The organism is Mycobacterium cookii (assembly GCF_010727945.1).
Taxonomy (GTDB): Bacteria; Actinomycetota; Actinomycetes; order Mycobacteriales; family Mycobacteriaceae; genus Mycobacterium; species Mycobacterium cookii.
The window spans coordinates 4,946,515-4,972,179 of sequence record NZ_AP022569.1 but is presented as its reverse complement, the minus strand read 5'-3'; the positions used below and the strand labels follow the sequence as shown (position 1 = coordinate 4,972,179).

Here is a 25,665-nt window from a genome sequence, read left to right as displayed (position 1 = left end):
TCGACGCGCTGATCAAAGGTATTTAACCGAGTTGCGTTGCCCGCCAAGGTCGATAGCGCCATCGTCGGTGGCGACGGTGGCCTCGACATGATCGCCGTCGTGCAGGTACTTCGGGTTCTTGGCCTGGCGGTTGAAGAATGCCTTCCACTTCACCGCCGGTGGTAATAGCGATCCGATGATCTCGACCGGTTTGGGTGGAGCGCTGAGCGCCGTGCCGACCGGGGTGCCGGTCAACACCAGATCGCCGGCATCGAGTCGTTGGAAACGACTCAACGCCTGCAACGCCTGCACCGGTGGATAGATCATGTCCCCGGCGACAACCATGTCTTGACGCACGTCTCCGTTGACTCGAAGCCGAAGCCGCAGATCGCCGAACCGCTTGAGCTCGTCAGCGCTCAGCAGCACCAGCATCGGCCCCACCGGGGTGAAGGTCGGATACGACTTCGACTCGTAGAACTGCGTTTTCGGCAGCTGGACGTCACGCGCGGAGACGTCGTTGGTCACCACCAAGCCGGCGATGTAGTCCGCAAGGTTCGCCTCGGAGATCGCGGTGCCCACGGGCATGTCGCGGCCGATCACCAATCCGATCTCGACCTCGTAGTCCAGAAAGCGGACATGGCTGGGCTTGACGATGTCGTCGAATGGGCCGGTGATCGACCCCGACGCCTTACGGAAGAAGGTCAGCGGGATCGACGCGGGATCCATGCCCGCGTCTTTGACGTGCGAGGCGAAGTTGGTCATCTGCGCGACCACCCGGCACGGCGCCGTGACCGGCGAGACGAGCGTGAGGCTGTCCAGCGGCACGCTGCCCGAGCCTGACGTCGCAGCCGCCTCGATCGCCCCACGATCGGCGAGCAGTTCGCGAGTGGTGGCGGCGTCGCTTCCGATCTTGACCGCACCTGATTCGCCGGCCACCCACCAGACGTCGTCGGTGCGCAGGATCGAGATTGTCATGAGTTGGCTACTTTCATCATGCCGACCAGGCGGCGGATATCGAATTCATTGTGTTCGCGCAGCGCGCCGATCATCGAGCGCGCCTCGTACGGAAGGGCTTTGGGGTTGACGCCGAGGAAATCCTTGGTCGCTGGCGGCCCCCACTGCGCCAGCCCAGATGCCGCGAACGGCGCCCAGCCCGGCTCCAGAGTGGAGTCGAACATGTCGCCGTCGCTGAAGTGCTCGACCATCAGCCCGTCTGGGTCGCGCCAGTAGTCGAAGATCTGACTGCCCTGGATATGTCGGCCGATGCCCCACGAGCGTTGATAGCCATGGTCTTTCAGGTGTTCACCGCCTGCCGCCAACGCGTCGAGATCGCACACCTGGTAGGCCGAGTGCAGGTAACGGTTGTTCGGCCCCAACGCAATTGCGAGGGTGTGATGATCGGCCGGCGTACGGCCGCGGTCGCAGCGGATGAAACTCATCGTCGGACCCCGCTCACGCTGACCGGGGAAGAATAGGAAGTCGCTGACGATCATCCCGAAGTGATCGAGGTACCAGTTCAGCACCTCGAGGTACTTCGTCGTCTGCAACACCGCGTGGCCGAGCCGTTGCACCCGCGCGGGCTCGCGAGCGGGCCGTTGGGTGGCGTTGGCACGCTGCAACTCGTGCCCGAAGTTGAAGGTGTGCGGTCGCTGAGGCGAGAGCGCCTGATGTTGGTGGGTGCCCGCGACCACCCGCACTGGGAGGCCGCTCGGGTCGGTGAGGTCGACCGCGATGCCGCCGATCGATTCCGGCAGAGCCCGGGTTCGGGCGCCGGTCGCTTCGGCAAGTCGCGAGAGGTCGGCCTCGTCGGCAGCCTGCAATGCCATCCCGGTGAGCCGCGACGCGGGTCCACGCCGGATCAGCACACATGCGGCGCCGGCATCGCTGCCACGCAACTGCAGCTCGTCGGGGGTGCGTGACACCGTCGAGAAACCGAAGGCCCAGGCGAACGCTTCCGCCCGCGCCAGGTCCGGCTTGTGGAACTCCAGCCAGGCGAGATCGTGCACTTTGATCACCGGGTTCGCCGACCGTCCGGCGTGCTCTCCGCGTCGGCGGCCCAGCTCGCTGTGCAGTCCAGTATGGGTGCCGACCGTGCTGCTCATCGTGACTCCTCCGTTGACTGACGAAATCGTCACATACGACGGCGCGCTCAGTCAAGATTTTCTGACGAAATCATCAGAAGTGATCGAATCGGCTAAGATATCCGCACAGGAAGGAGACCGAGGTGGCAGCAGACCCCGCCGACCAGCGCTCGGAATTACCGAATCGCCTGGAGCGACGCAAGCAGCGCACTCGCGCCGCGCTGATCCAAGCGGCGCAGGTTTTCATCGGCGCCGGCAAGCTGAACGCACCGGTCTTGGAGATCACCCAGGCGGCCGACGTCGGAATGGGGTCGTTCTACAACCACTTCGACAGCAAGGAAGAACTGTTCGCCGCTGCCCTCAACGAGGCTCTCGACGTGCACGGCGCGCTGCTCGACCAGATCACCGAATCGCTCGAGGATCCCGCCGAGACTTTCGCGTGCAGCTTCCGGCTCACGGGTCGACTGTTCCGACGGCGTCCCCAGGAGAGCCGGGTCCTGCTCTCCAACGGGGTGTTGCTGATGTCGTCAGATCGGGGCCTCGCCCCGAGGGCGCTGCGCGACATCGTCGCGGCCGTCCAGGCGGGCAGGTTCCGCGTCGACGATCCCGCCCTGGCCCTGGCCGTCGCCGGAGGTGCATTGATGGGGTTGGGTCAATTGCTGGCCGACGAACCCGATCGCGACGACGCTGCGGCGGCGGACCGCGTCACCGAAGACGTGCTGCGCCTGTTCGGCATGGACGCCGACGAGGCCCACGAGATCTGCCAACGGCCCCTCCCCGACCTTGATCACCTTGGTTCAGAACAGGATTGGCTATCGCGCTGATTCGCTGTCGGCCGTGAGCTCGAGCGCGACATCGACGAGCATGTCTTCTTGCCCGCCGACCATGCCGCGGCGCCCGGCTTCCTCGAGAAGGGTTCGCGCATCAATGCCATAGCGTTCGGCAGCGATCTCAGCGTGCCGCAAAAAGCTGGAGTACACCCCCGCATAGCCGAGGGTCAGCGTTTCCCGGTCGACGCGCACGGGCCGTTGTTGCAACGGGCGGACGATGTCGTCGGCGGCGTCTTGGAGGGCATGCAGATCGCAGCGGTGGTTCCAGCCCAGCCGGTCGGCGGCGGCGATGAAGACCTCCAGCGGTGCATTGCCTGCGCCGGCGCCCATGCCCGTCAGCGAGGCGTCGACGCGGTGGGCCCCGTGTTCGACCGCCACGATCGAATTGGCAACACCAAGGGCCAGGTTGTGATGGGCGTGAATGCCGACCTCCGTTGTCGGCCAAAGTGTCTGACGTAGCGCATCGACCCGTTCGGCTACATCCCGCATCGTCATGGCGCCGCCGGAGTCGACGACGTAGACGCAACCGGCGCCGTACCCTTCCATCAGCTTCGCCTGCTCGGCCAGTACGCGCGGTGTGGTCAGGTGACTCATCATCAGGAAGCCGACGGTGTCCATGCCCAGGTCGCGGGCCACGGCAATGTGGTGGGCCGAGATGTCGGCTTCGGTGCAGTGTGTGCCCACCCGCACGACGGTGGCACCAGCACGATGGGCGTCCTTCAGGTTTCGCACGCTGCCAATACCGGGCAGCACCAGCGTGGCGACCTTGGCGCGACGCACCGCGCCCGCGACGGCTTCGATCCACTCCAGGTCGGTGTGGGCGCCGAAACCATAGACGCAACTGGATCCGCCCAGCCCGTCGCCATGAGCAACCTCGATGGAGTCCACACCGGCGGCGTCGAGCACCGTGGCGATCGCCACCGCCTGTTCGACGGAGTACTGGTGACGCACGGCGTGCATGCCGTCGCGCAGGGTGACGTCACTGATGTAAATCATGTTGTTGCTCTTGCTGTTTCGGCGTCATGAGCGGCGACGCGCTCGGCTGTGGCCTTGGCCGCCGACGTCATGATGTCGACGTTGCCGGCGTAGGCGGGTAGATAATCTCCGGCGCCAGCCACCTCGAGGAGGACCGTGACGCGGGTGCCGGTGAACTTGCCGGTCTCAGGGATATACAGCGGGTCTGTCGCGGAGAAGGTTTCGAATTGAACTCGTTGCTTGAGCCGATAGCCCGGCATGTAGGTGCTTACCTTGTCGACCATGGCCAACACATCGGTCTCGATCCGACCAGGATCGGCCGGATCGTCGAGCAGACAATAGACAGTGTTGCGCATCAGAACGGGTGGATCCGCGGGGTTCAGGATCATCACCGCCTTGCCGCGCTGCGCACCGCCGATGGCTTGCAATGCAGCGGCAGTGGTTTCGATGACATCATCGATGTTGGCGCGAGTGCCCGGACCGGCCGACTTCGCCGCGACCGACGAGACGATCTCGGCGTACGACACGATCCCGCTCTGCGCCACTGCGGCGACTATCGGGACGGTAGCCTGCCCAGCGCCGGCGACCATGTTCAGGTTCGGCGCATCTAGGTGGTCGTCGAGGTTGACGGTCGGTACACAGCACGGGCCGATCGCCGCGGAGGTGAGATCAATCATCCGCACCCCGGTATCGCGCAGCTTGGACCAGTTTGCACTGTGCGCGCTAGCAGAGGTCGCGTCGAAAACCATTCTGATGTCGCCGAAGTGCGGCATGGCAAGCAGTCCGTCGACGCCGCAATCGGCGGTCGGCACGCCCATCCGGGCGGCGTAAGCCAACCCGTCGGAGTCAGGGTCGATGCCGACCATGGCCGCCACGGTCAGAGGCCCGTCGCCGACCAGGATTTTGATCATCAAGTCGGTGCCGATGTTGCCCGACCCGAGGATAGCCACCGGCCATGTGCTCTGTGTCGGCATCTTTTCCTAGGTGAAGCTCAGCGAGACTGCGCCCAGGCCGCTGATGGTTGTGGCCGCGACATCGCCGTGGTGCACGAAAGCGGCGGTGGTGAAGGACCCCGACATGACGAACTGGCCGGGCAGGATCTCGGTGCCCAAAGACGCCAGCGTGTTTGCCAGCCAGGCCACCGCCGCGGCCGGGTCGCCCATCACCGCTGAGCCCAGACCGGAGTCGATCTCGGTCCCGTTGCGCCACAACGACGCCCGCACACCGGACAGGTCGATCTCGCCGGTTAGGGGCACCCAGTCACCCAGGACGACGGCGCCGGAGCTGGCGTTGTCGGCGATGGTATCCGGCAAGGTCAGCTCCCAGTCGGCGATGCGGCTGTCGACGATCTCCAGCGCGGGAGCCACCGCCTCAGTGGCGGCGTACACGTCGTCGACGACGACACCGGGACCGTGCAGCGGCGTGCGGAGGAGGAAAGCCACTTCCGGCTCGACCCGCGGCGCGCAGAACCGGTCTGCCGGCACCGCCGCGCCGTTCGTCAACACCATGTCGTCGAGGATGTAGCCGAAGTCGGGTTCGTCAACGCCGAGCAGGGTTTGCATCGGCTCCGAGGTGAGGCCGATCTTGTGCGCGACCACGGTGCGTCCATCGCTTAGCCGCCGGGACAGGTTGACCCGCTGTATCGCGTAGGCATCCGCGACGTCGAGGCCTGGGAAGCGCTCGGTCAGCGGGCCGATCGGTGACCGCCCGGCCTGCGCCCCATACAGCAATTCGGCAGCTTCGTGGACCACATTGCGCGTCAACGTCATTGGCCGGCATCCCCGGATAGCATGCTTAGCGCGGTGTTGCGCAGCGCCCAGGCGTGCAACTCCAACTGCGCAAGCAGATCCACCGCCTCGCCGCCGAGCTCTTTGGCGATGAACAATCCGTCAGCACCCGCGATCGCATAGGTGGCTAACTGGTGTCTTTGGTCAGCGGTGAGCTCTGGGACGAAACCACGGATGGTCTCGACCAGGCCGTCGTAGGTCTGCGCCCGGGCCTCGAGGAACATCGCCCGCGCCCGCGGCTCGACCGGGCGACGTTCCAGCGCCAGCATCAGGCCCAGTCGAATGAAGTCGGGTGAGTCCAGCAAGGCCTTCGCGACCTGCATCGCGAACCTCGCCAAGCGGTCAACTGGCCCGCCGTCGTCGGGCACCTGCCAAGCCTTGAGCCAGGCGGCGAAGCTGCGCTCGATCACAGCCGCGATCAAGTCGTCCTTGTTTTTGAAGTGCCAGTAGATGGAACTGGCCGGCAGCCCGCATTTCGCGCTGACCAGAGCGATGCTGGTCCCCTCGTATCCACGCTCAGCGGCAATCTGGGTGGCGGCGTCGAGGATGCGTTCACGCGACAACTCACCGTCGGCGCGCATGCGCCGTTTCGGCTGGCCCCTTCCCGTCATCGCGGGTCTCCCTTTCTTCGGGTCTTGACTCTGTAGTGATCGCTACACTACCGTATCGATCACTACAGAACAATCCCTCGACGACGAGAGAAAAACGTGACCACTCCAGATACGTACGACGTGGCGGTGATTGGCTACGGCCCGACCGGCGCAACCGCAGCCAACCTATTGGGCCGCCTCGGCCTGAAAGTGCTTGTGATTGAGCGTGACCCGGATGTCTACGGCCGGGCCAGAGCGATCTCGACCGATGAAGAGGTCATGCGGATCTGGCAGTCCGTCGGCTTGGACCAGCGGCTGCAGCGAGACATGCTCCCCGACCGTCCGCTGAACTTCGTCGACGCCAACGGTGTGCCGTTCATCGATTTGAAAATCACTGCACGGGGCTCGGGCCATCCGGCGCAACAGTTCCTGTATCAGCCGGCCGTTGATCACGTGCTGCGCGACGGCGTCGAGCGATTCGCCGACGTCGAGGTGCTGCTGGAACACGAATGCCTGCGCGTGCATTCCGACGATGACCGCGTCGAGCTGATGCTGGCTGACCTTCGAACCGACACGCTGAAGCGGGTGCATGCCGGCTACGTCATCGCCGCCGACGGCGGGTCGTCGCCGACCCGGTGCCAACTCGGCGTCGGTTACACCGGACGGACCTACAGCGAGCGCTGGGTCGTCATCGACACCAAGGTGCTGCGGCCGTGGGAAGGCCACGACCGGTTGCGATTTCACTGCAATCCGGACCGGCCGACCGTCGACTGTCCAACCCCCTTGGACCACCACCGATGGGAATACCCCGCGCGGGCAGGCGAACTCGAGCAGGACTTACTCCGCCACGAGGCGATTTGGAAGGTGCTGAACGATCAGGGCATCACCGAGGAGAACGTCGAGATCTTGCGAGCAGTGATTTACAGCCACCACGTCCGCGTCGCCGACCGGTGGCGGGTAGGGCGGGTCTTTTTGGCCGGGGATGCCGCGCACGCGATGCCGCCGTGGATCGGCCAGGGTATGTCGGCCGGTGTTCGCGACGTCGCCAACCTGTGCTGGAAGCTCGCCGCGGTATTGAAAGGGCAAGCTCCGGAGTCGCTGCTCGATACCTATCAAGCCGAGCGCAAACCACATGTCACCGAGGTGACGCGGCGGGCCTGTCGCACGGGGCGGATCATCACCGAACGCAACCGCATCGTCGCCACCGCGCGCAATCACGTGTTTCGGGCGCTCACGCGGCTGCCGGGTCTGGATGCCCGGCTGCAGAAAATAACCTGGATTCCCGACGCCCGATACGCCGACGGTTTCTTCACCGCGGACGGCCACCGAGCCGTTGGCTGGCAGATCCCGCAACCATGGATCACGGATGCCGACGGTGCACGCGTTCGCCTCGACGAGCTGCTTGGCGGCCAATGGACGGTCCTGCACACCAGTGCATCACCGGCCGCCGCCCACACCTGGACCGCAGCAGGAGTTCCGACGCTTCGCATCACCGAACCCACGCTCGTCGGTTGGTTGCGGCGCAAGAAGGCGGCCGCCGTGGTACTGCGTCCTGACGGATTCATCTATGCCGCAGCCCAAGCCGGACGGCCACTTCCGCCGCCGCCGGTCGGATACAACTGTTCCGCGATCACCAGAACTGAGGCCAACGCATGACCACCACCGCCTTACGCGAACACACCGTCACCGTCGCCGGCAAGCCGATCTTCGTCGCGGAGACCGGCAGCGGAGCACCCGTCGTCATGCTGCACGGCGGTGGGCCCGGGGCCTCGGGGGTGTCCAACTACTCGCGCAACATCGACGCTCTCGCAGAGCATTTCCGGGTGATCGTGCCGGATATGCCTGGCTACGGCCGCTCGGCCAAAGGCGTCGACCACTCCGACCCGTTCGGCTATCTCGCCGACATGATCCGCGGCCTGCTCGACCAACTCGCCATCGGGACAGCACATCTGGTCGGCAACTCCTACGGTGGCGCCGCGGCGTTGCGATTGACACTGGAAGCACCGCAGCGCGTCGACAAACTCGTGTTGATGGGTCCGGGCGGCATCGGCACCACCCGCGGCGCCCCGACCGCAGGACTCAAGGCCTTGTTGTCGTATTACGGCGGCGACGGGCCCAGCCGCGACAAGCTGGCGGCGTTCATCCGCAATTACCTTGTCTACGAGGGTGCCTGCGTGCCGGACAGCCTGATCGACACCCGCTACGCCGCCTCCGTCGACCCCGAGGTGGTCGCCGACCCACCGCTGCGCCGCCCGTCCGGACCGACAGCGCTGCGCACCCTGTGGCGGATGGACCTGACTCGCGACAAGCGCCTGAAAAAGCTTCAGACATCGACGTTGGTGCTGTGGGGCCGCGACGACAAGGTCAACCGACCGAGCGGCGGCCCGATGCTCGCCGGCCTGATGCCCAACGCCGACCTGGTCATCACGTCGCGCACCGGCCATTGGATGCAGTGGGAACGGGCCGAGCTTTTCAACCGAATTGCGGTCGACTTCCTCAGCACACCTTCGGTTTTCGACCGATGAACGTGTTTGGACGGGTTCACCTCGGCTACGTCGTCGTCGAGACCGAAAGGTTCGCCGACTGGCGGCGCTTCGGGCGCGACGCCATCGGCATGCATCTCGACGACGCGCTGCCCGACGTGATGCGATTCCGCCTCGACGACAACCCGTGCCGGTTTCTGCTGCAACGCGGGCCCGCCGAGGATGTCACCGCTCTCGGCTGGCAGGTCGACAGCCACGGCGTATTCGACGAAATACTCGCCCGCGTCACCGGCCACGGTGTGCCGGTCACCGAGGGGACCGCGGAGCAGGCCGGGCTGCGGGGCGTCGAACGTCTGGTCCGCTTCCCCGGCCCGAACGGCTTGACGCAAGAACTGTTCACCCGGGCCCGCAACGGCGTTGGGCCGCTGGACATGGCGGTGCGCGGCGGCTTCGTCACGGGCGAAGCCGGCATCGGCCATGTCGCCGTCACCTCCACCAAGCCGCATCGGATGCGCGGCTACTACGACACCGTGTTCGATGCCCGCCTGAGCGACTACATCGACGAGACGATCAGCGGCCTGAAGTTCAAAATCCGCTTCCTGCGGGTCAATCAACGCCACCACTCCATCGCGATCGCGGCGGTCAACCGGCTGCCGATCAACCCGATCCGCACCCGTGTCCAGCACGTCAACGTCCAGGTCGCCGATCTCGACGACATGACCGCGTCGTACCAGCGCGTGACAGATCAGGGGTTCCGTATGGCGCTGGCCGTCGGGCAGCACACCAACGACCGGGAGCTGTCCTACTACGCGGTCACGCCGTCCGGCTTCGAATGGGAAGTCGGCTGGAATCCCATTGTCGTCGACGAGAAGACCTGGGAGCCAACCACATATCAGGGCATCAGTATCTGGGGGCACACTCGGCAGGGCCAGACGATCATCGACAAACTCGGCCAGTTCAAGACCGCGGCCCATTCGCTGCTGCACCGCGAAGACACCGTGCCCGCGCTGGCCGGCGCCGGCATACCAGACTGATACTTCCGAGGAGCCCGGGATGCTGCGCATCGATACTCATCACCACCTGATCCCGCCCGATTATCGAAAAGCGTTGCAGAAGGCTGGGCTCGGCGCCGCGGGCGGGCGAGAACTGCCCGAGTGGAGCCCGGAATGGTCGCTGCAGGCGATGGCCGAACTCGGAGTCGGTACCGCGATCCTCTCGGTGTCGACACCCGGTACGGCGTTTCTGCCCAACCCGGCTGACGCGGCCGCGCTCGCGCGTGACATCAACGACTACGCCGCCGCTCTGGCGAAAGCACATCCCGACCGGTTCGGTTTCTTCGCCACCGCGCCGCTTCCACACATCGACGAATCGGTCGACGAGATCGCTCGCGCCCTCGACGAACTTCACGCCGACGGCATTGTGCTGTTGGCCAACAACGCCGGCACGTATCTGGGTGAAGAAGGTCAGGATCCGCTGTTCGCCGCACTGAACGATCGGTCCGCGGTGGTGTTCATTCACCCCGCCGAACTGCCCGGGCCGTCGGTGCCCGGCGTCCCGCCGTTCGCGACCGATTTTCTGCTCGACACGACGCGAGCCGCATACTTGTTGGTGCGCAACGGGATTCGGAGCCGCTATCCCGATATCCGGTTCATCCTCAGCCACGCCGGCGGATTCGTCCCCTACGCCAGTCACCGGATGGCTGTCGCGATCACCGCCGACACCGGTCGCAGCCCGGCCGATGTGCTCGACGACTTCGCCACCTTCTACTTCGACACCGCCCTGTCTTCCAGTGCGGCTGCGTTGCCGACCCTGCTGGCGTTCGCCAAACCGGGTCACATCACGTTCGGCTCCGACTTTCCGTTCGCCCCGACGGTCGCCGGGAAGATCTTCGCGGCCGGTCTGGAGACCTACCCGGGGTTGGGCGCCGACAGCCGCGCTGCCATCGAGCGCACCAACGCCTTGCGGCTGTTTCCACGCCTCGGAGCTGCGCCGCAACCGATTTCGCAGTCGCCAGGCCAGAGGATCCGCAACACGGTCAGCCGATCCGTCCTGCGTGGTGTCACCAGGCTGACGAGTGCCTCATAAGCAACCGCTCGCCGGACTCGCGCAGCCTGTTTCTGACTTCGTCGGAATTGATATCCATCAGAGAGTGGTCGCGCTTGCGCCATCGTCCCGCGATCATCACCGCCTCGATATCGGCGACACCCGCGTGCAGCGCGGCGGCAATCGGGTCGTGGGCCGGCCAGAGGTTCAGCGACCGAGGGTCGATGACGACCAAATCTGCCTGCATGCCTTGCTCGAGTCGGCCAACCCGATCGGTGAGACCAAGTGCTCGTGCTCCTTCGACGGTCGCCCACGACAGCGCCTGCTTGCTACTGATGGACGCCCTCGTCGACATCATCCCGGTCTCGCAGCGATGCTCCTCGTGGTCAAGGCCACGCTGATGGGCCAACGCGATGCGTGCCGCGGTCAGAACCTCCCCGGACACCGCGGTGTCCGTGTCGGTGCCAAGGGACGGCGCGGTACCGAGCGCCAATAGTCGTCCGGTCATCGGTACGCAGTGGCCTTGACCGAGTTCATTTTCCGGCGTCGTGGTGAAACTGACGCCTAAGTCGACCAGCGTTGCGAGCCACTCGTCGGTGAGGCCGGCGCCGTGCACGACGTTTGTGCGAGGACCTAACAATACCGCGGTGCGTACCGCTTCCCATGCGCCCGTCGGGCTCCCACCACTCTGGTGCATCGAGGCGATCAGACCCCGTTCGTCGGCCGCACGCAGATCGGCAACCGCCACATCGGGTGTCGAATATTGCGGACCCCGGACGGCCAATCCAACGGTCAGCAACTCCCCTGCGCCGCCCGGACCGTCGAGCAGCCGATCGATGTCGTCCAGCGGATGCGCGGCATCGGGAGGGTCGCGTTGTGGTGTGCCGTGCAGGAAAACGGCACGGATTCCAGACTGCCGAAGAGCTTCCACTGCCGCGTCAGTGTGCTCACGGGTGATGCAGTTGTGGCACCAGTCGCCCAGTGTCGTTGTTCCGCAATTTATTTGGTTCAACGCACCGGCCAGATTGCCGATGTGAATATCGTCGGGGGTGTATCGCGGCGCTACGTCGCCATGCACGTTGTGCAGGTACTGCGGCAGCGTCCAGTCAGCGCCCTTGAGGCGGAGCGCGCTCTGCCAGGTGTGCAGATGAGCGTTGATCAGACCAGGAATGACAATGCGCCCTGGTAACTCCACGACGTCGGCGTCGCGTCGATCGGGGGACTCGCCGATGCCGGCGAGCCGATCGTCCTCCACCAGAATGTCAACACGTTCTGCGTCGGGCCGATTCGGCGACATGGTAATCACCGTGGCTCCGCGCAGCAGAAGGCGACTCACGATTCAGACCGGGTCCGCCGCGTCCCATGCGACCGTGCCCGATACCCAGTGCGTGATGACCTCCTCCTGATCGTTGCGATGCAGATGCCGCGGCGGTTGGGCAAACGTCGCGTATGGCCGGCACCGCACGACGACCCGATTCTCTTCTGCGGCCATCGCTTCGACGAATGGCCGAGCTTCCTCGCCGAGTGGCTGGCCGGACATCCGCCCGGCGACGGCCATCATGACGTCGACTACCAGATCGCGATCGCGCTCGATCACTGCGTCGGCGTACACCTGCAGATAAGCGAACGGCCACCGCTCGTCGAGGATGCAGAGACTCACTTTCCCATCGCGGGCAATGGCTTTGGTCTTGCCGCGACCCGCCATGGTGGACACCAGCAGCTCGTCGTCGTCGGTCGGAATGTAGTAGACGATCGACATCGCCGGTCCATCGTGCATCCGGCGGTAGCCGTAGACACAGGTGCGGTGGGTGCGCACGAATGTGCGCCGTTCCGAAGGCAGCATGTCGCGGTCGGTCGGAACCGTAAACGGCTCGTCCGCTAGTGGAAGAAGCATGGTCACCAGCCTCGTCGATATTTATGGATACAGTGTTGCCGTTATTGCGGTCCGCTGTCAAGAGCCGCCATACTGACGCGGTGACCACCAGCCACGCCCGCTCTCGCGGACGCCCGCCGGTCCCGCTGGATCGGATCGTCGCGACGGCTCTGCAGATCGTCGACGACGAAGGGGCCGACGCCCTGTCGATGCGATCGCTGGCGCAGCGGCTTCATTCCGGAACCGCCACGTTGTACCGGCACTTCGCCAGCCGTGCGGATCTGATCGCCAGCGTCGTCGATCACATCTTCGGGACGGTCGAGTTGGACGTCGCGGGCCTCAGCGCAATGCCGTGGCAGGAGGCGTGTAAAGCGGCGGCGCACAGCATGCTTGATGCGCTGCGCCGGCATCAGAAGGTGACGCCGCTGATCGCCGGTCACGTGCCGGTCGGGCCGAACGCCCTGGCCGCCCGCGAACGGATGATCGCATTCCTGCTCGCCAACGAATTCCCACCGGCGCTGGCCGCGCGCACCTACGCGACATTGGCCCGCTACATCCTGGGCTTCGCCATCCAGCTCAACGGCATCCCCGCCGATGTTGACGACGGCCTCTCCCAGGTCTTCCAGAACCTCGATCCGCTTCAGTTCCCCGCCACCTTCGCCGTCGCGGACAGCCTCCCGGTGCCCTGGGAAGACGAGTTCGCGTTTGGGCTCGATTTGATCGTCGGCGGACTGGCTCGCGCGATTCATCCGCCACCGGCGTCGCCGCCGGGTCCACCGCGTCAGTAGGCTCTGCTGGCATGCGCGCGGCACAGTTGACGCGACTCGATGGCCCGGACGGCGTCGAGGTCGGCGAGATCGATGAACCCAGCGGCGACGGAATTGTCGTCGACGTCCACGCCGCGGGAGCGGCCTTCCCCGATGCGCTGCTGACGCGGGGCCTCTACCAGTACCGGCCGGACCCGCCGTTCGTGTTGGGTGCCGAGATCGCCGGCGTGGTCCGCTCGGCGCCGTCGGGCGCACACGTCAGGGCCGGCGATCGGGTCGTCGGGCTGACCATGCTCACTGGCGGCATGGCCGAAGTCGCGGTGCTGCAGCCCGACCGGGTGTTCAAGCTGCCGGACAACGTGAGCTTCGCCGCCGGCGCGGGTCTGCTGTTCAACGACCTGACGGTGTATTTCGCGCTAACCGTCCGCGGCCGGCTGCAGGCCGGTGAGACGGTGCTGGTACACGGCGCCGCCGGCGGCATCGGCACGTCGGCGCTGCGGTTGGCGCCGGTGCTCGGGGCGTCGCGCGTCATCGCCGTCGTGAGCACTCAGGACAAAGCCGAGATCGCCAAGGCAGCCGGAGCGACCGATGTCGTGCTGGCCGACGGGTTCAAAGACGCGGTCAAGGAACTGACGGGCGGTCGCGGCGTCGACGTCGTGGTCGACCCGGTCGGCGGAGACCGGTTCACCGACTCGCTGCGCTCACTTGCCCCGGCAGGCCGGCTGCTGGTGATCGGCTTCACCGGCGGCGAGATCCCCACGGTCAAGGTGAATCGGCTGCTGCTGAACAACATTGACGTGGTGGGTGTCGGCTGGGGCGCCTGGGCAGGAAAGCACCCCGACGCGCTGGCCGAGCAGTGGGCCGCGCTCGAGCAGCTGCTCGCCTCGGGCCAGTTGCCGCCGCCCGAGCCAATGGTCTACCCGCTCGAGGAGGCCGCCGCGGCGATCGCGTCGCTGGAGAATCGCACCGCGAAAGGCAAAGTCGTCCTGCGCATTCGGGACTGATCCGGCTCAGCTGGTGACTCGGGCCGCCGCCAGATCGGACAGATGCTTGAGCGAATTCTCTAGATGCGCGGGATCGAACGGCGGGAACGGGATGTGCTCGCGAAGTTCCGGTGGCACTGCCGACCAGTCGTAGGTCAGCGTGACGTGGGATTCGGACGGTGTCTCGTCGCGCAGGTCGTAGCGCCAGATCCAGCCACCGAATGTCAGGTTCCCGTCGTGCGCCATGTCCTGACCGGGCTCCCAGGCGATGGTGTCGGGACGGTCGAACGCGACCACCTTGTTGGCCATCTCGTAGTTCTTGGCGGGGTGATTGTCGTGATACATCGCGATCCGGAAGATCTGGCCGGTGCGAGTCATCGGCTCGCCGTCCAGGGCCTCTCTCACCCAGCCGGTCCCGTCGATCGCAGCGTGCGTTGTGGGGTCCGCAAGGACGTCGAACACGGTTTCGGCCGGAGCCGGGATGGTGATGGTTGCGGTGATCGTGTCGTTGGTCATGTCAGTAGAGACTCCGCCGGGTTGCAAAAATCATCAAGACCCGCTGAATCGGCGATCACCCGGCCCCTTGTGCCGAACCAAAAGAGAAAGTAATCTCACTTTCAGTTCCGCCCCGCCGCCACCGCCGTCGCACCCTTGGAGCTGTTATGGAATCCTTCATCCACCTGCGCAAAGGCAAGACTCCGCGCCGCCTGCACGCCGACCTCGACGGGCTGAAGGACGACGAGTTGGGCCGCGGCGGTTTCACCGGCCGCACCGCCAATCTGTACCGCCGCAACGACCCGACCGCCTACCGGTCGGAGGGTCCGCTACGCCCCGTCGACGTGTTGTCCAGTGAGCTCAAGCCCGGCGACGCGACCGACGCGCGCGGCGGGCCGCTGTTGATGTTCAGCAACCAGGACTGCCGGGTCTCGCTGTCCCGCCGTCAGCAACCGATGCCGTTCTACGTCCGCCACGTCGACGGCGACCTGCTGTGCTTCGTGCATCAGGGCACCGGTCTGCTGGAGACCGAGTTCGGGCCGCTGCGCTACCGCGACGGCGACTGGGTGTACCTGCCCAAGGCCTGCACCTGGCGGCAGTCCCCCGACACCGAGACCACGATGCTGCTGATCGAGGCCACCGACGAATTCCGGGTGCCGCCACCGGGAGCACTGGGCCGGCACTTTCCGTTCGATCCCTCGCAGGCCGTGATTCCCGAACCCGAGCCACTCGACGACGATGGGCGCGACGAATACGAGGTCCGACTCGTCCACGAGGGCGGCCCGACAACGCTGTACTACCAACACAATCCGCTCGATGTCGAAGGATGGCGTGGCGACAACTTCGCGTTCACCTTCAACATCGCCGACTACAACGTCGTCACCTCCGACAGCGTCCACCTGCCCCCGACCGTGCACCTGTTCATGCAGGCCACCGGCGTCTACGTGATGAACTTCCTGCCCAAACCGGCAGAGAGCGTGTCGGGTACCGAACGCACGCCGTGGTATCACCGTAACGTCGACTACGACGAGATCGCGTTCTTCCACGGCGGTTCGCTGTACGGCATTCCGATGCCGCCCGGACTGATTTCCCATGCCCCGCAAGGGGTTCACCACGGCGCGCCGGAGAAAGCGCGCGAGCGTGCCCGTCGCAAATTCGACGACTACTCGCGCGTCGACTGGCAGGTGATCGCGATCGACACCCGCAAACGGCTGACGCCGTCGGCAGAAGTACTCGCCCACGATCTCGGACAACACTAAGGACAGCAGCTATGACGACAGCGGTGAAGCACGACTACGACCGGATCCCGTATCTGGTTGCCTTCCAGAACAATTCCGGGGTCCGCGACGTCTACGGCGGGCTGGCCGAAATCACCGTCCTGGAGAGCTACCTGCTCAAGCCGAAAGACAACCCGTCGGACACCGTGCTGATGTTCATGCATCCGATCGGCGGCGGCGCGTACCTGCCGATGATCAACGCGCTGGCGCGGGCCGGCCACCACGTCATCTACTGCAACAGCCGATTCCGCGGCACCGACTCTGCGTTGCTGATGGAGAAGGTCATCGAGGATCTCGGCGCCGCCATCAAAGACGCCAAGGACCGCCTCGGTTACGAGAAGGTGGTGCTGGCCGGTTGGAGTGGCGGCGGTTCGCTGTCGGTGTTCTATCAGCAGCAGGCCCAGCATGCGACCGTCACGTCCAGCCCGTCCGGCGACGGACCCGATCTCACCAAACTCGATCTGCCCGCCGCCGACGGCATCATGCTGCTGGCAGCCCACATCAGCCGGCACGGCACGCTGACCGAATGGCTGGACGGGTCGATCCTCGACGAATCCGATCCGACCAAACGCGATCCGGAACTCGACCTGTACAACCCGGACAACCCCAATCAACCGCCCTACAGCGAGGCATTCCTGGTCCGCTACCGGCAGGCTCAGATCGACCGCAACCGGCGCATCACCGCCTGGGTCAAGGAAAAACTGGCCGAGTTGAAGTCAAGCGGGCGCCCCGGTAGCGATGTAGCCGAGTTCGGATTCGTCGTGCACGGCACCATGGCCGACCCGCGGTGGCTGGATCCGACGGTCGATCCCAACGAACGGGTTCCCGGAACCTGTTATCTGGGTGATCCTCAAGTGGTGAACATGAGCCCGGTCGGCCTGGCCCGGTTCTGCACCCTGCGCAGTTGGCTGTCGCAGTGGAGCTACGACGACGCGCACGGCGACGGCGTCGACTGCGGGCGCGACATTGCGGTGCCCGCCCTGGTGATCGGCAACCTCGCCGACGACGCATGCACGCCCAGCCACACCCGGCGCCTCTTCGAGGCCATCGGCCACCCTGACAAAGAGATGCACGAAATCCACGGCGCCACGCACTATTACGCCGGACCCGATCAGCGCGCTCAATTGCGCGAAGCCGTCACCGTGGTCACGGACTGGCTGGTTCGCCACAAGTTCGCAGGCACTACGTGACCACGGGTCCGCTGGATGGCATCCGGGTGCTGGAGTTGGGCACCCTGATCGCCGGACCGTTCGCCGGCCGGCTGCTCGGCGACATGGGCGCCGACGTCATCAAGGTCGAACCGCCCGGAGCGCCGGACCCGCTGCGCACCTGGGGGCAGGCCGAAGTCGACGGGAACCACGTCTTCTGGACCGTGCATGCGCGCAACAAGCGGGCCGTCACGCTCGACCTGCGCCGAGCTCGCGGCCGCGAGCTGTTCCTCGACCTCGTCGAGAAGTCCGACATCGTGGTGGAGAACTTCCGCCCGGGAACGCTGGAGAAATGGGACCTGGGATACGACGTTCTCAGCCAACGTAATTCAGGCATCATCCTGGTCAGAGTGTCAGGTTATGGGCAGACCGGCCCCGACGCACACAAGGCCGGATACGCTTCGGTCGCCGAAGCCGCCAGCGGCCTGCGACACCTCAACGGCTTCCCTGGCGGGCCGCCGCCCCGGCTGGCGCTGTCGCTGGGCGACAGCCTGGCCGGGATGTTCGGCGCACAGGGTGCACTGGCCGCGCTGTATCGCCGCAGTGTCACCGGACGCGGACAAGTCGTCGACGTGGCACTCACCGAATCATGTTTGGCCGTGCAGGAATCCACCATTCCCGACTACGACGTCGGCGGCGTGGTGCGGGGCCCGTCGGGAACCCGCCTGGAAGGCATCGCGCCGTCCAACATCTACCGCAGCGCCGACGGCTCCTGGGTGGTGATCGCGGCCAACCAGGACACCGTGTTCGCCCGGCTGTGCCAGGCGATGGGACGACCGGAGCTCTCCACCGACGACCGCTTCGCCGATCACGGCGCCCGCGGCCGCAACCAAGACGAGCTCGACAAGATCATCGGCAGCTGGGCCACCGAACGACAACCCGACGAGATCATCGAAACCCTGAGCGCCGCAGGCGTGATCGCGGGTCCGATCAACACGGTCGCCGAGGTGGTCAACGATCCCCAGCTGCGGGCGCGCGGCATGCTGGTCGAACACTACGACGAGCGACTGGCTCGCCCGGTGCTGGGGCCCGGGGTGACGCCGGTGCTCTCGGAAACGCCCGGCGGCGTGCGCAACGCCGGCTCGGCGCATCCGGGCCAACACAACGACGACGTCTTCATCGGCCTGCTCGGCAAGACCCCCGAAGAACTGGAGCAGCTACGCGCCGAGGAGGTCGTATGAGAGTCCAGATTCGCGAGGTGGCCCTGCGCGACGGGCTGCAGATCGAGAAGCCGATCCCGTTGTCGGCCAAGCTGGAACTACTCGCCGCCGTCGCCGCCACCGGAGTCCGCGAGGTGGAGGCGACCGCGTTCGTCTCCCCCTCGAAGGTGCCGTCGATGGCCGACGCCGCCGAACTCGCCGCGCACCTGCACGACTATCCCGACATCGAATTCTCCGCGCTGGTGGCCAGTCCCAACGGCGCCAAGCGCGCGGTCGCCGCGGGCCTGCGCTCGATCGAATACGTGGTCGCGGCCAGCGACGCGTTCAGTCAGGCCAATGTCGGGCGCGGCAGCGCCGAAGCCACCGAGCAGATCGACGACATCGTCGCCATCGCCCACGACGCCGACGTCACCGTCGAGGTCATCGTCGCCACCGCCTGGGACTGCCCGTTCGCGGGGCCCACGCCGCCCCAGCGGGTGCTCGATATCGCGGCGTTCGCTTGCGATCACGGCGTCGACCGGTTCGCCATCGCCGACACGATCGGCACGACCACACCGGGGCGGGTGAGTTCGCTGATCGCGCAACTGCGTCCGGTCATCGACGAGCTGCCGCTGGGCGGGCATTTCCACAACACCCGAGGCGCGGGACTGGCCAGCGCTTATGCGGCGGTCCAGGCGGGCGTCACCCGACTGGACGCATCGGTCGGCGGGCTGGGCGGTTGCCCGTTCGCGCCGGGCGCCACCGGCAATATCGCCACCGAAGACCTGGTATACCTGCTGCGCGACAGCGGCATCGAGGTCGACGTCGACCTGCAGGCCGCTGTCGCCGCGGCGGAGGTCGCGAGATCGGTTGTCGGCCATGACTTACCGAGTGCCCTGCTGCGTGCCGGTGATCGGATCACCAGCTGATGCCGACCGAGGTCCTGACCGCGAAAGGCCGCCAGACCAGGGCGGCTATCGAGCAAGCTGCCCGTAAGTTGTTCGCCGAGCGTGGGTTCCACGGCGCCACGTTGGCCGACATCACCTCCGCTGCCGGCAAGTCGGGCGCGGTGTTCTACCGGTATTTCGCCGACAAGGAGGATCTGCTCGCCGCCCTCGCGGAGTCTTTCCTGCACGATGTCGTGACGCCGTCCGGGCTGAGCCTGCACCTGCCGGACTCCCCCGACGACGATGCGTTCTTCATCTCAGTCGTCACCGGTTACTGGAACATGTTCAAGCAGAACATCGGCATCATGATTGCGGTGGCGCAGCTCGCGACGACACAGCAGCGGTTCGCCGCTCTGCAGAACGAGTTTCGACGTTTTGGTATGGACATCGTCGCTGCCTCGGTGCGCCATGCTCAGCAGCACGGGTACGCGACTGAACTCAACCCCGAACACATCGCGGCCGCGATCGCCCTGTTGTTCGAGAATTTCACCACCGTGTTCGTCGGCCGGTCCGGTCTGGGGATTGAGATCAGCGACGAGGACGCGATAGCAACCCTCGCTACGGTATGGAAGAAAACGCTGTACGGCACCTAAGGAGAAATCAGAGTGGATTTCACGTTGCCCGAACACCTTCCGGGTCTGCTGGCCGACATGGATGCGTTCATCGACCGCGAGATCGCCCCGCTGCAAGCCGAGAACATGCAGTACTTCGACCAGCGCCGCGAACATGCCCGCACCGACTGGGACAACGACGGCATTCCCACCGAAGAGTGGGAGGACCTGCTCGCCGAGATGCGACGACGTGCCGACAAAGCCGGCTGGCTGCGGTACGGGTTGCCGACCTCGCTCGGCGGCCGCGACGGCTCCAACGTCGACATGGCGGTCATCCGCGAGCATCTCGCGCACAAAGGCCTTGGGCTACACAACGACCTGCAGAACGAGTCATCGATCGTCGGGAACTTCCCGCAGGTGATCATGATGGAGCGATTCGGCACCGACGAGCAACGCGCGGCGTGGTCCGAGGCGCTGATCACCGGAGAACGCTCGATGGCGTTCGGCCTCACCGAGCCCCTGCACGGATCGGACGCCACCTGGCTGGAAACCCACGCCAAGCCCGATGGTGACGACTGGATCATCAACGGCTCCAAGCGGTTCAACACTGGCGTGCACCGCGCCACGCATGACTTGATCTTCGCTCGCACGTCCGGGGAACCAGGCGAAGCCCGTGGCATCACCGCGTTCCTGGTGCCCACCAATTCCCCCGGCTTCGATGTCCCCTACTACTGGTGGACGTTCAACATGCCCACCGACCACGGCGAAGTTGAGTTGACCGACGTCCGGGTGCCCGGCGACTCCGTGCTCGGCGAGGTTGATCGAGGTCTGGAAGTCGCGCAGACGTTCCTGCACGAGAACCGGATCCGGCAAGCAGCCAGCAGCCTGGGTGCCGCGCAATACTGCATCGACCGGGCTGCCGAATATGCCGGCACCCGAACCGTTTTCGGCAAGCCGCTGTCGACGAACCAGGCCGTCCAATGGCCGCTGGCGGAGCTGCAGACCGAGGCGCAGATGGTGCGGCTGCTGGTGCAGTACGCGGCCTGGCACCTGGATCGCGACCACCATATGGAGGTGTCGGACAAGGTGTCGATGGCCAACTACCGCGCCAACCGTCTGGTCTGTGACGCCGCCGATCGGGCGATGCAGATCTTCGGCGGCCTCGGCTACAGCCGTCACGAGCCGTTCGAGCACATCTACCGCCACCACCGCCGCTACCGAATCACCGAAGGCGCCGAGGAGATCCAAATCCGGCGGGTGGCTCAGCGACTGTTCAAGTTCGGCCGCAAGTGAGCGACGCGTTGGCGCCCAGGCTCGCCGGCATGCTGCAGCCGATCCTCGGCGCCGGCACCGCCGTCGAAAATCTGCGGGCATTGACGGGCGGAGCCAGCAGAACCACCTGGGCGTTCGAGGCCGTCACCGGCGGGCAACGGCGCTCGCTGATCCTGCGCACCGGGCCGCCCGACGACGTGCACGCCGGAATGGAACTCGAGGCCCGCGCGCAGGCCGCCGCCGCGGCTGCCGGCGCACCGATCCCCCACGTCCTGGTTGCCGACGATTCCGTTGACACGCTTGGCAATCCATTCCTGATCTGCGACGAGATCAAGGGCGAGACCATCGTCCGTCGCATCCAGCGCCAACTGGACGAAGCGGGCCGGGCGCGGCTGCTGGTGCAGTGCGCGGAAGCGCTGGCCGCCATCCACCGGGCCGACCCGGACATCGCCGGGATCGACCGCGAGGACCAACTCGCCGAGTGGCGCGGCCGGTTGGACGACATGGGCGACACCACCGCCACATTCGAGTGGGCCTTCCGATGGCTGGCCGCACACCGGCCCGCGCCGTCGCCGCCGTACCTGGTGCACGGCGACTACCGGATGGGCAACCTCATCGTCGACGGATCCAATCTCGCTGCCGTGCTGGACTGGGAACTGGTGCACGTCGGCGAGTTCTATGAAGACCTCGCCTGGTTCTGCATCCGGGCCTGGCGGTTCGGCGCCCCGGCCGACCACGATGCCGGCGGCCTGGGCCGCGTCGAGGATTTTCTTCACAGTTACGAAAAGGCCGGCGGCGCGGCGGTCGACCGGGCGGCGTTTCACTGGTGGCTGGTACTGGCCACGCTGCGGTGGGGCGTGATCTGCCGCTACCAGGCCGAACGGCACCTCAGCGGACAGAGCCGTTCGGTGGAGCTGGCCACCATAGGACGCCGCGTCTGTGAGACCGAATGGGACTTGCTCGACTTGCTCGATAACGCGGTCACACGTGTCGGTTGAGCGCCTAGGATTTCGTTGTGGTCACACCTGATCAGGCAATCGAGACAATCCGCGAAACCGGCGGGGCGCAGCCCGGCAACCGCGCGCTGCACGCCAAAGGCAAGCTCTACCGCGGCACCTTCACCGCGACACCCGCGGCCGCTCAGCTCTCCTGCGCCGCACACCTCAGCGGCGCAGCAGTGCCCGCGCTGATCCGATTCTCCAGTGGCTCAGGCAATCCCAAGCAGCCGGACAACGCTCCGGGCGTGCGCGGGATGGCGGTGAAGTTCACCCTGCCGGACGGGTCGACCACCGACGTGTCGACGCAGACGGCGCAACTGTTTCCGGCCAGCACACCCGACGGCTTCGTCTCGCTGCTGCACGCGATGCGCCCTGGGCCCACCGCTCCACTGCGACTTCTCGGCTACATCGCCACCCACCCCAGCTTTGTCAAAGCCCTGCCGGTCGTGCGCGCCGCGAACACAGTGCCGGAAAGCTACGGCACCATCGCGTATCACGGCCTGCACGCATTCCGCTGGGTCGCCGCCGACGGCAGCGCCCGATTCGTGCGTTACCACCTGCTGCCCCAAGCCGGCGAACACCTCGTCCCGCCGGACGTCGCCAAGACCAAGGGCGCGGACTTCCTGATCGACGAACTCGACAAACGCGTTGCCACACAACCGGTTCGGTTTGACTACCAGGTCCAGATCGCCGCGGACGGCGACTCGACGGTCGACCCGTCCAAACCCTGGCACGGCACCCAGACCGTCACCGTCGGCAGCCTCGAGATCACCGGCATCGACACCGAACGCGAGCACGGCGGCGACATCGTCGTGTTCGACCCGATGCGCGTCACCGACGGCATCGAACCCTCCGACGACCCCGTCCTCCGGTTCCGCACCCTGGCCTACTCCGCCTCGGTGAAGCTGCGCTCCGGCGTCGACCGCGGACCCGAAGCCCCAGCGACCTGATGGCGCCGGGCCACGGTCGACCGACAGCGGCAGAGCTGGTCGCCGCGGTCGCCGAGTTCCTCGAAACCGACGTCCGCGGGTCGACCACCGGTCAGGTCAACTTCCATTCCCGGGTCGCGGTCAACGCGCTGCGCATGGTCGAACGCGAATTGCTGGCCGACTCGGATGACGGGGTCGCCGCCGCGCTTGCCGATGTCGGCTGCCGCGACGAGGCCCAGCTGGCCGCCGCCATCCGGACCGGCGAGCTGGACGGCGACAGTAAGCAGGTGCAGTCGGCGCTGCGAGCGCTGGTCGGCCGGCGGCTCTCGGTCGCCCACCCCGGATATCAGGACGACTAGAAAGGCACCCGATGCCCGCTCCTGACGCCGTCGTGAAGGCGGCCGATCTATTGTTCGCGGCGATCGAACGAGGCGACGAAGCAACGGTGGAGCAGATGTTCGACGACGGCATCGCGGTATGGCGGGCCGGATCGCGTCGCGACGACGAGAAAACGCGGGCTCTGCGGGTCATCCACTGGTTCATCGACGTCACCGAGAAGCGGCACTACGAGATCCTGGATCGCCAGCTGTTCACCGACGGATTCGTCCAGCAACACATCCTTCACGCCACCGGCCGCAACGGCGGATTGATCGCTTTGCGCGTGTGCATCGTGATTAAGCTGAATGCTGACGCCCTGATCAGCCGTATCGACGAATACTTCGACCCAGCCGGCATGGCTCCCTTGTTGAGCTGACCCGGCGAGGAGTTGCTGAAATGACAACCATCGAAACCTTGCTCAATGACCCCGACACCGCAGGGGTGTGGAACCTCGATCGCGACCGGTCGACGGTCGGCTTCAAGATCAAGAACTTCTGGGGTCTGCTCAACGTCAAAGGCCGGTTCACCGATGTCGACGCTGACGGCCAGGTCACCGGCAAGGGCGCCGTCTTCGGTCGCCTCGACATCGAGGTGGCCTCGTTGCGAACCGGGATCGGAAAACGCGACGAGCACCTCCGGTCGGCCGACTTCTTCGACGTGGACCGCTACCCGCAGATCAGCGTGGTGGTGACAGCCGTGGAGCCCGGCGCAGCGAACACCGCCGACCTGCGGGCGACCTTCACCATCAAGGGAGTCACCGCCGAGGTGCCGCTGCCGGTCGAGATCAGCGCGCTCGACGACGGCTCGGTGCGGGTCTCGGCAAAGACCGAAGTCGACCGGGATCAGTTCGACATCGGCTGGAATCAACTCGGCATGGTCGGCAAGGCGGCGACGGTGTCGGCCGACGCGTACTTCGTCCGGGCGGCGCGCTGACGATCGCCGGACATCACCCGATCGCCCGACTCCTTCTCGGGCCACTACGCGGCCCGCATCGTCGTCGGGCAGTAACATCTGGCTCGTGCCTGACAGCAGCCCCTTGCGGATCCTCGTGTACAGCGACAATGCCCAGACCCGGCAGAACGTCATGCTGGCCCTGGGCAAGCGGGTGCATCCGGACCTGCCCGAGCTGAGCTACGTCGAGGTCGCGACCGGACCCGTCGTCATCCAGCAGGTGGACGCCGGGGGCATCGATCTGGCGATCCTCGACGGCGAAGCGACTCCCGAAGGCGGCATGGGTATCGCCAAGCAGCTCAAGGACGAAATCGACCAGGGACCACCGATCGTGGTGCTGACCGGCCGGCGCGACGATGTCTGGCTGGCCAGGTGGTCGAGGGCGGAGGCCGCAGTCCCCCAGCCCATCGACCCGATCCGGCTCAGCCGGACCGTGCTCGAGTTGCTGCGCACCCCGGTTCAATAACTCAGGTCCTGGCTGCTGAACAGCAGCGCGACCGCCCGTCGAGCGAGACTGGCAAGGGTCTTCCGCTTCGACTTGCGCATGGTCGAAACGGCCTTAGGCTCTTGAGAATTGCTGCACAAAAAGCGGCCTTCGAGGCTTCGCGTTCGCGTTCGAACTGACCACCCGTTAGTTGTGCTAGAGGTCACAACTAGACTGCTGAGCGCGGGACCACACACGGTCGCTAGGCTGTGGTTGCGCTCACAATCCAGCCCATAGACCACAGTGAGGAAGCGTCTTCGCGGGATGAATCTCTACTTACCGATCCTCGTGCTCGGAGGAATCGCCGCCGCCTTCGCCCTCGGCTCTGTCGCGCTGGCCCAGATCACCGGACCCAAGCGCTACAACCGCGCGAAGCTCGAGGCCTACGAGTGCGGGATCGAGCCCAGTGACCAGCCCGCCAACGCGCCGCACGCGGGCAGTGGCCAACGGTTCCCGGTGAAGTACTACCTGACCGCGATGCTGTTCATCGTCTTCGACATCGAGATCGTGTTCCTCTACCCGTGGGCGGTCAGCTACGACCGACTCGGCGTGTTCGCGCTCATCGAAATGGTGGTGTTCATGCTCACCGTCTTCGTGGCCTACGCGTATGTGTGGCGCCGCGGCGGCTTGACTTGGGATTGAGGT

General features: G+C 65.9%; 29 protein-coding genes. 20 read left to right on the top strand and 9 right to left on the bottom strand.

The window, feature by feature from the left end; translation table 11 throughout:
• Window positions 1-12 precede the first annotated feature (12 nt).
• Together G6N27_RS23420 and G6N27_RS23415 are read right to left on the bottom strand one after the other, a co-directional pair.
• On the bottom strand, window positions 13-954 hold the full coding sequence (locus tag G6N27_RS23420; protein ID WP_163780596.1) for a fumarylacetoacetate hydrolase family protein: 942 nt from the start codon (window positions 952-954) through the stop codon (window positions 13-15).
• Window positions 951-2,081, bottom strand: a complete 1,131-nt coding sequence (locus tag G6N27_RS23415; RefSeq protein ID WP_163780594.1) for a VOC family protein — start codon at window positions 2,079-2,081, stop codon at window positions 951-953. Before G6N27_RS23415 ends, G6N27_RS23420 begins: the two co-directional genes overlap by 4 nt.
• Window positions 2,082-2,203: 122 nt before the next feature.
• On the opposite strand from G6N27_RS23415, the gene G6N27_RS23410 reads away from it, so the two are divergent.
• Window positions 2,204-2,884, top strand: coding sequence for a TetR/AcrR family transcriptional regulator (locus G6N27_RS23410; RefSeq protein ID WP_163780592.1), 681 nt, complete (start codon window positions 2,204-2,206; stop codon window positions 2,882-2,884).
• Here G6N27_RS23410 and dmpG read toward each other — a convergent pair.
• Genes dmpG through G6N27_RS23390 form a run of 4 tightly spaced genes read right to left on the bottom strand, consistent with a single transcriptional unit; the run spans window position 2,873 to window position 6,263 of the window.
• Window positions 2,873-3,886 carry a 4-hydroxy-2-oxovalerate aldolase gene (gene dmpG / locus G6N27_RS23405; protein WP_163780590.1) on the bottom strand — a complete coding sequence of 338 codons (1,014 nt, stop codon included), beginning with the start codon at window positions 3,884-3,886 and terminating at the stop codon, window positions 2,873-2,875. The two genes, G6N27_RS23410 and dmpG, sit on opposite strands and share 12 nt — an antisense overlap.
• Window positions 3,883-4,815 carry an acetaldehyde dehydrogenase (acetylating) gene (locus tag G6N27_RS23400; RefSeq protein WP_163780588.1) on the bottom strand — a complete coding sequence of 311 codons (933 nt, stop codon included), beginning with the start codon at window positions 4,813-4,815 and terminating at the stop codon, window positions 3,883-3,885. The genes dmpG and G6N27_RS23400 overlap by 4 nt, the downstream gene beginning before the upstream one ends.
• Window positions 4,816-4,845: 30 nt before the next feature.
• Window positions 4,846-5,634 (bottom strand): 2-keto-4-pentenoate hydratase, encoded by a 789-nt coding sequence (locus tag G6N27_RS23395; RefSeq protein WP_163780587.1) that lies wholly within the window; start codon window positions 5,632-5,634, stop codon window positions 4,846-4,848.
• The gene (locus G6N27_RS23390) at window positions 5,631-6,263 is read right to left on the bottom strand and encodes a TetR/AcrR family transcriptional regulator (RefSeq protein WP_163780585.1); all 633 of its coding nucleotides are present in this window, start codon (window positions 6,261-6,263) and stop codon (window positions 5,631-5,633) included. Before G6N27_RS23390 ends, G6N27_RS23395 begins: the two co-directional genes overlap by 4 nt.
• A 96-nt stretch (window positions 6,264-6,359) precedes the next feature.
• On the opposite strand from G6N27_RS23390, the gene G6N27_RS23385 reads away from it, so the two are divergent.
• Genes G6N27_RS23385 through G6N27_RS23370 form a run of 4 tightly spaced genes read left to right on the top strand, consistent with a single transcriptional unit; the run spans window position 6,360 to window position 10,810 of the window.
• The gene (locus G6N27_RS23385; RefSeq protein WP_163780583.1) at window positions 6,360-7,898 is read left to right on the top strand and encodes a bifunctional 3-(3-hydroxy-phenyl)propionate/3-hydroxycinnamic acid hydroxylase; all 1,539 of its coding nucleotides are present in this window, start codon (window positions 6,360-6,362) and stop codon (window positions 7,896-7,898) included.
• Window positions 7,895-8,767, top strand: coding sequence for an alpha/beta fold hydrolase (locus G6N27_RS23380; protein WP_163780581.1), 873 nt, complete (start codon window positions 7,895-7,897; stop codon window positions 8,765-8,767). Before G6N27_RS23385 ends, G6N27_RS23380 begins: the two co-directional genes overlap by 4 nt.
• Window positions 8,764-9,759, top strand: coding sequence for a VOC family protein (locus G6N27_RS23375; RefSeq protein WP_163780579.1), 996 nt, complete (start codon window positions 8,764-8,766; stop codon window positions 9,757-9,759). The genes G6N27_RS23380 and G6N27_RS23375 overlap by 4 nt, the downstream gene beginning before the upstream one ends.
• A gap of 19 nt (window positions 9,760-9,778) precedes the next feature.
• Window positions 9,779-10,810 (top strand): amidohydrolase family protein, encoded by a 1,032-nt coding sequence (locus tag G6N27_RS23370; RefSeq protein ID WP_163780577.1) that lies wholly within the window; start codon window positions 9,779-9,781, stop codon window positions 10,808-10,810.
• Here G6N27_RS23370 and G6N27_RS23365 read toward each other — a convergent pair.
• Together G6N27_RS23365 and G6N27_RS23360 are read right to left on the bottom strand one after the other, a co-directional pair.
• Window positions 10,785-12,065, bottom strand: coding sequence for an amidohydrolase family protein (locus tag G6N27_RS23365; RefSeq protein WP_232064766.1), 1,281 nt, complete (start codon window positions 12,063-12,065; stop codon window positions 10,785-10,787). The two genes, G6N27_RS23370 and G6N27_RS23365, sit on opposite strands and share 26 nt — an antisense overlap.
• A gap of 42 nt (window positions 12,066-12,107) precedes the next feature.
• Complete coding sequence (locus tag G6N27_RS23360) at window positions 12,108-12,662, bottom strand: pyridoxamine 5'-phosphate oxidase family protein (RefSeq protein ID WP_163780573.1); 555 nt, start codon at window positions 12,660-12,662, stop codon at window positions 12,108-12,110.
• A 125-nt stretch (window positions 12,663-12,787) separates the two neighbouring features.
• Here G6N27_RS23360 and G6N27_RS23355 point away from each other — a divergent pair, with 125 nt between their 5' ends.
• Together G6N27_RS23355 and G6N27_RS23350 are read left to right on the top strand one after the other, a co-directional pair.
• Entirely contained in the window at window positions 12,788-13,429 is a 642-nt protein-coding gene (locus tag G6N27_RS23355; protein ID WP_197746544.1) for a TetR/AcrR family transcriptional regulator, read from the top strand.
• An 11-nt stretch (window positions 13,430-13,440) separates the two neighbouring features.
• Window positions 13,441-14,412, top strand: a complete 972-nt coding sequence (locus G6N27_RS23350; RefSeq protein WP_163780569.1) for an NADPH:quinone oxidoreductase family protein — start codon at window positions 13,441-13,443, stop codon at window positions 14,410-14,412.
• 6 nt (window positions 14,413-14,418) lie between these two features.
• Here G6N27_RS23350 and G6N27_RS23345 read toward each other — a convergent pair whose 3' ends face one another.
• The gene (locus G6N27_RS23345) at window positions 14,419-14,907 is read right to left on the bottom strand and encodes an SRPBCC family protein (RefSeq protein ID WP_163780567.1); all 489 of its coding nucleotides are present in this window, start codon (window positions 14,905-14,907) and stop codon (window positions 14,419-14,421) included.
• 146 nt (window positions 14,908-15,053) lie between these two features.
• Here G6N27_RS23345 and G6N27_RS23340 point away from each other — a divergent pair, with 146 nt between their 5' ends.
• From G6N27_RS23340 to G6N27_RS23280, 13 genes are all read left to right on the top strand, one after another.
• Complete coding sequence (locus G6N27_RS23340) at window positions 15,054-16,145, top strand: homogentisate 1,2-dioxygenase (RefSeq protein WP_163780565.1); 1,092 nt, start codon at window positions 15,054-15,056, stop codon at window positions 16,143-16,145.
• An 11-nt stretch (window positions 16,146-16,156) separates the two neighbouring features.
• On the top strand, window positions 16,157-17,353 hold the full coding sequence (locus G6N27_RS23335) for an alpha/beta hydrolase (protein WP_163780563.1): 1,197 nt from the start codon (window positions 16,157-16,159) through the stop codon (window positions 17,351-17,353).
• A complete protein-coding gene (locus G6N27_RS23330; protein WP_163780561.1) occupies window positions 17,350-18,552 on the top strand; it encodes a CaiB/BaiF CoA transferase family protein in 1,203 nt (400 codons plus the stop codon). The genes G6N27_RS23335 and G6N27_RS23330 overlap by 4 nt, the downstream gene beginning before the upstream one ends.
• Window positions 18,549-19,439: a hydroxymethylglutaryl-CoA lyase gene (locus G6N27_RS23325; RefSeq protein ID WP_163780559.1), complete on the top strand. Its 891-nt coding sequence runs from the start codon at window positions 18,549-18,551 to the stop codon at window positions 19,437-19,439. The genes G6N27_RS23330 and G6N27_RS23325 overlap by 4 nt, the downstream gene beginning before the upstream one ends.
• On the top strand, window positions 19,439-20,050 hold the full coding sequence (locus G6N27_RS23320; protein WP_163780557.1) for a TetR/AcrR family transcriptional regulator: 612 nt from the start codon (window positions 19,439-19,441) through the stop codon (window positions 20,048-20,050). The genes G6N27_RS23325 and G6N27_RS23320 overlap by 1 nt, the downstream gene beginning before the upstream one ends.
• Window positions 20,051-20,062: 12 nt before the next feature.
• Complete coding sequence (locus tag G6N27_RS23315; protein ID WP_163780555.1) at window positions 20,063-21,301, top strand: acyl-CoA dehydrogenase family protein; 1,239 nt, start codon at window positions 20,063-20,065, stop codon at window positions 21,299-21,301.
• Window positions 21,302-21,330: 29 nt separating this feature from the next.
• Window positions 21,331-22,278 carry a phosphotransferase family protein gene (locus G6N27_RS23310; protein WP_163782232.1) on the top strand — a complete coding sequence of 316 codons (948 nt, stop codon included), beginning with the start codon at window positions 21,331-21,333 and terminating at the stop codon, window positions 22,276-22,278.
• 17 nt (window positions 22,279-22,295) lie between these two features.
• Window positions 22,296-23,228: a catalase family peroxidase gene (locus tag G6N27_RS23305; RefSeq protein WP_163780552.1), complete on the top strand. Its 933-nt coding sequence runs from the start codon at window positions 22,296-22,298 to the stop codon at window positions 23,226-23,228.
• Window positions 23,228-23,566 carry a DUF6285 domain-containing protein gene (locus G6N27_RS23300; RefSeq protein ID WP_163780550.1) on the top strand — a complete coding sequence of 113 codons (339 nt, stop codon included), beginning with the start codon at window positions 23,228-23,230 and terminating at the stop codon, window positions 23,564-23,566. The genes G6N27_RS23305 and G6N27_RS23300 overlap by 1 nt, the downstream gene beginning before the upstream one ends.
• Before the next feature lie 11 nt (window positions 23,567-23,577).
• The gene (locus tag G6N27_RS23295) at window positions 23,578-23,961 is read left to right on the top strand and encodes a nuclear transport factor 2 family protein (protein WP_163780548.1); all 384 of its coding nucleotides are present in this window, start codon (window positions 23,578-23,580) and stop codon (window positions 23,959-23,961) included.
• 20 nt (window positions 23,962-23,981) lie between these two features.
• Window positions 23,982-24,518: a YceI family protein gene (locus tag G6N27_RS23290; RefSeq protein WP_163780546.1), complete on the top strand. Its 537-nt coding sequence runs from the start codon at window positions 23,982-23,984 to the stop codon at window positions 24,516-24,518.
• An 85-nt stretch (window positions 24,519-24,603) separates the two neighbouring features.
• Entirely contained in the window at window positions 24,604-25,002 is a 399-nt protein-coding gene (locus G6N27_RS23285) for an Rv3143 family two-component system response regulator (protein WP_163780544.1), read from the top strand.
• 282 nt (window positions 25,003-25,284) lie between these two features.
• Window positions 25,285-25,662, top strand: coding sequence for an NADH-quinone oxidoreductase subunit A (locus tag G6N27_RS23280; RefSeq protein WP_163780542.1), 378 nt, complete (start codon window positions 25,285-25,287; stop codon window positions 25,660-25,662).
• The last annotated feature ends 3 nt before the right edge of the window (window positions 25,663-25,665 follow it).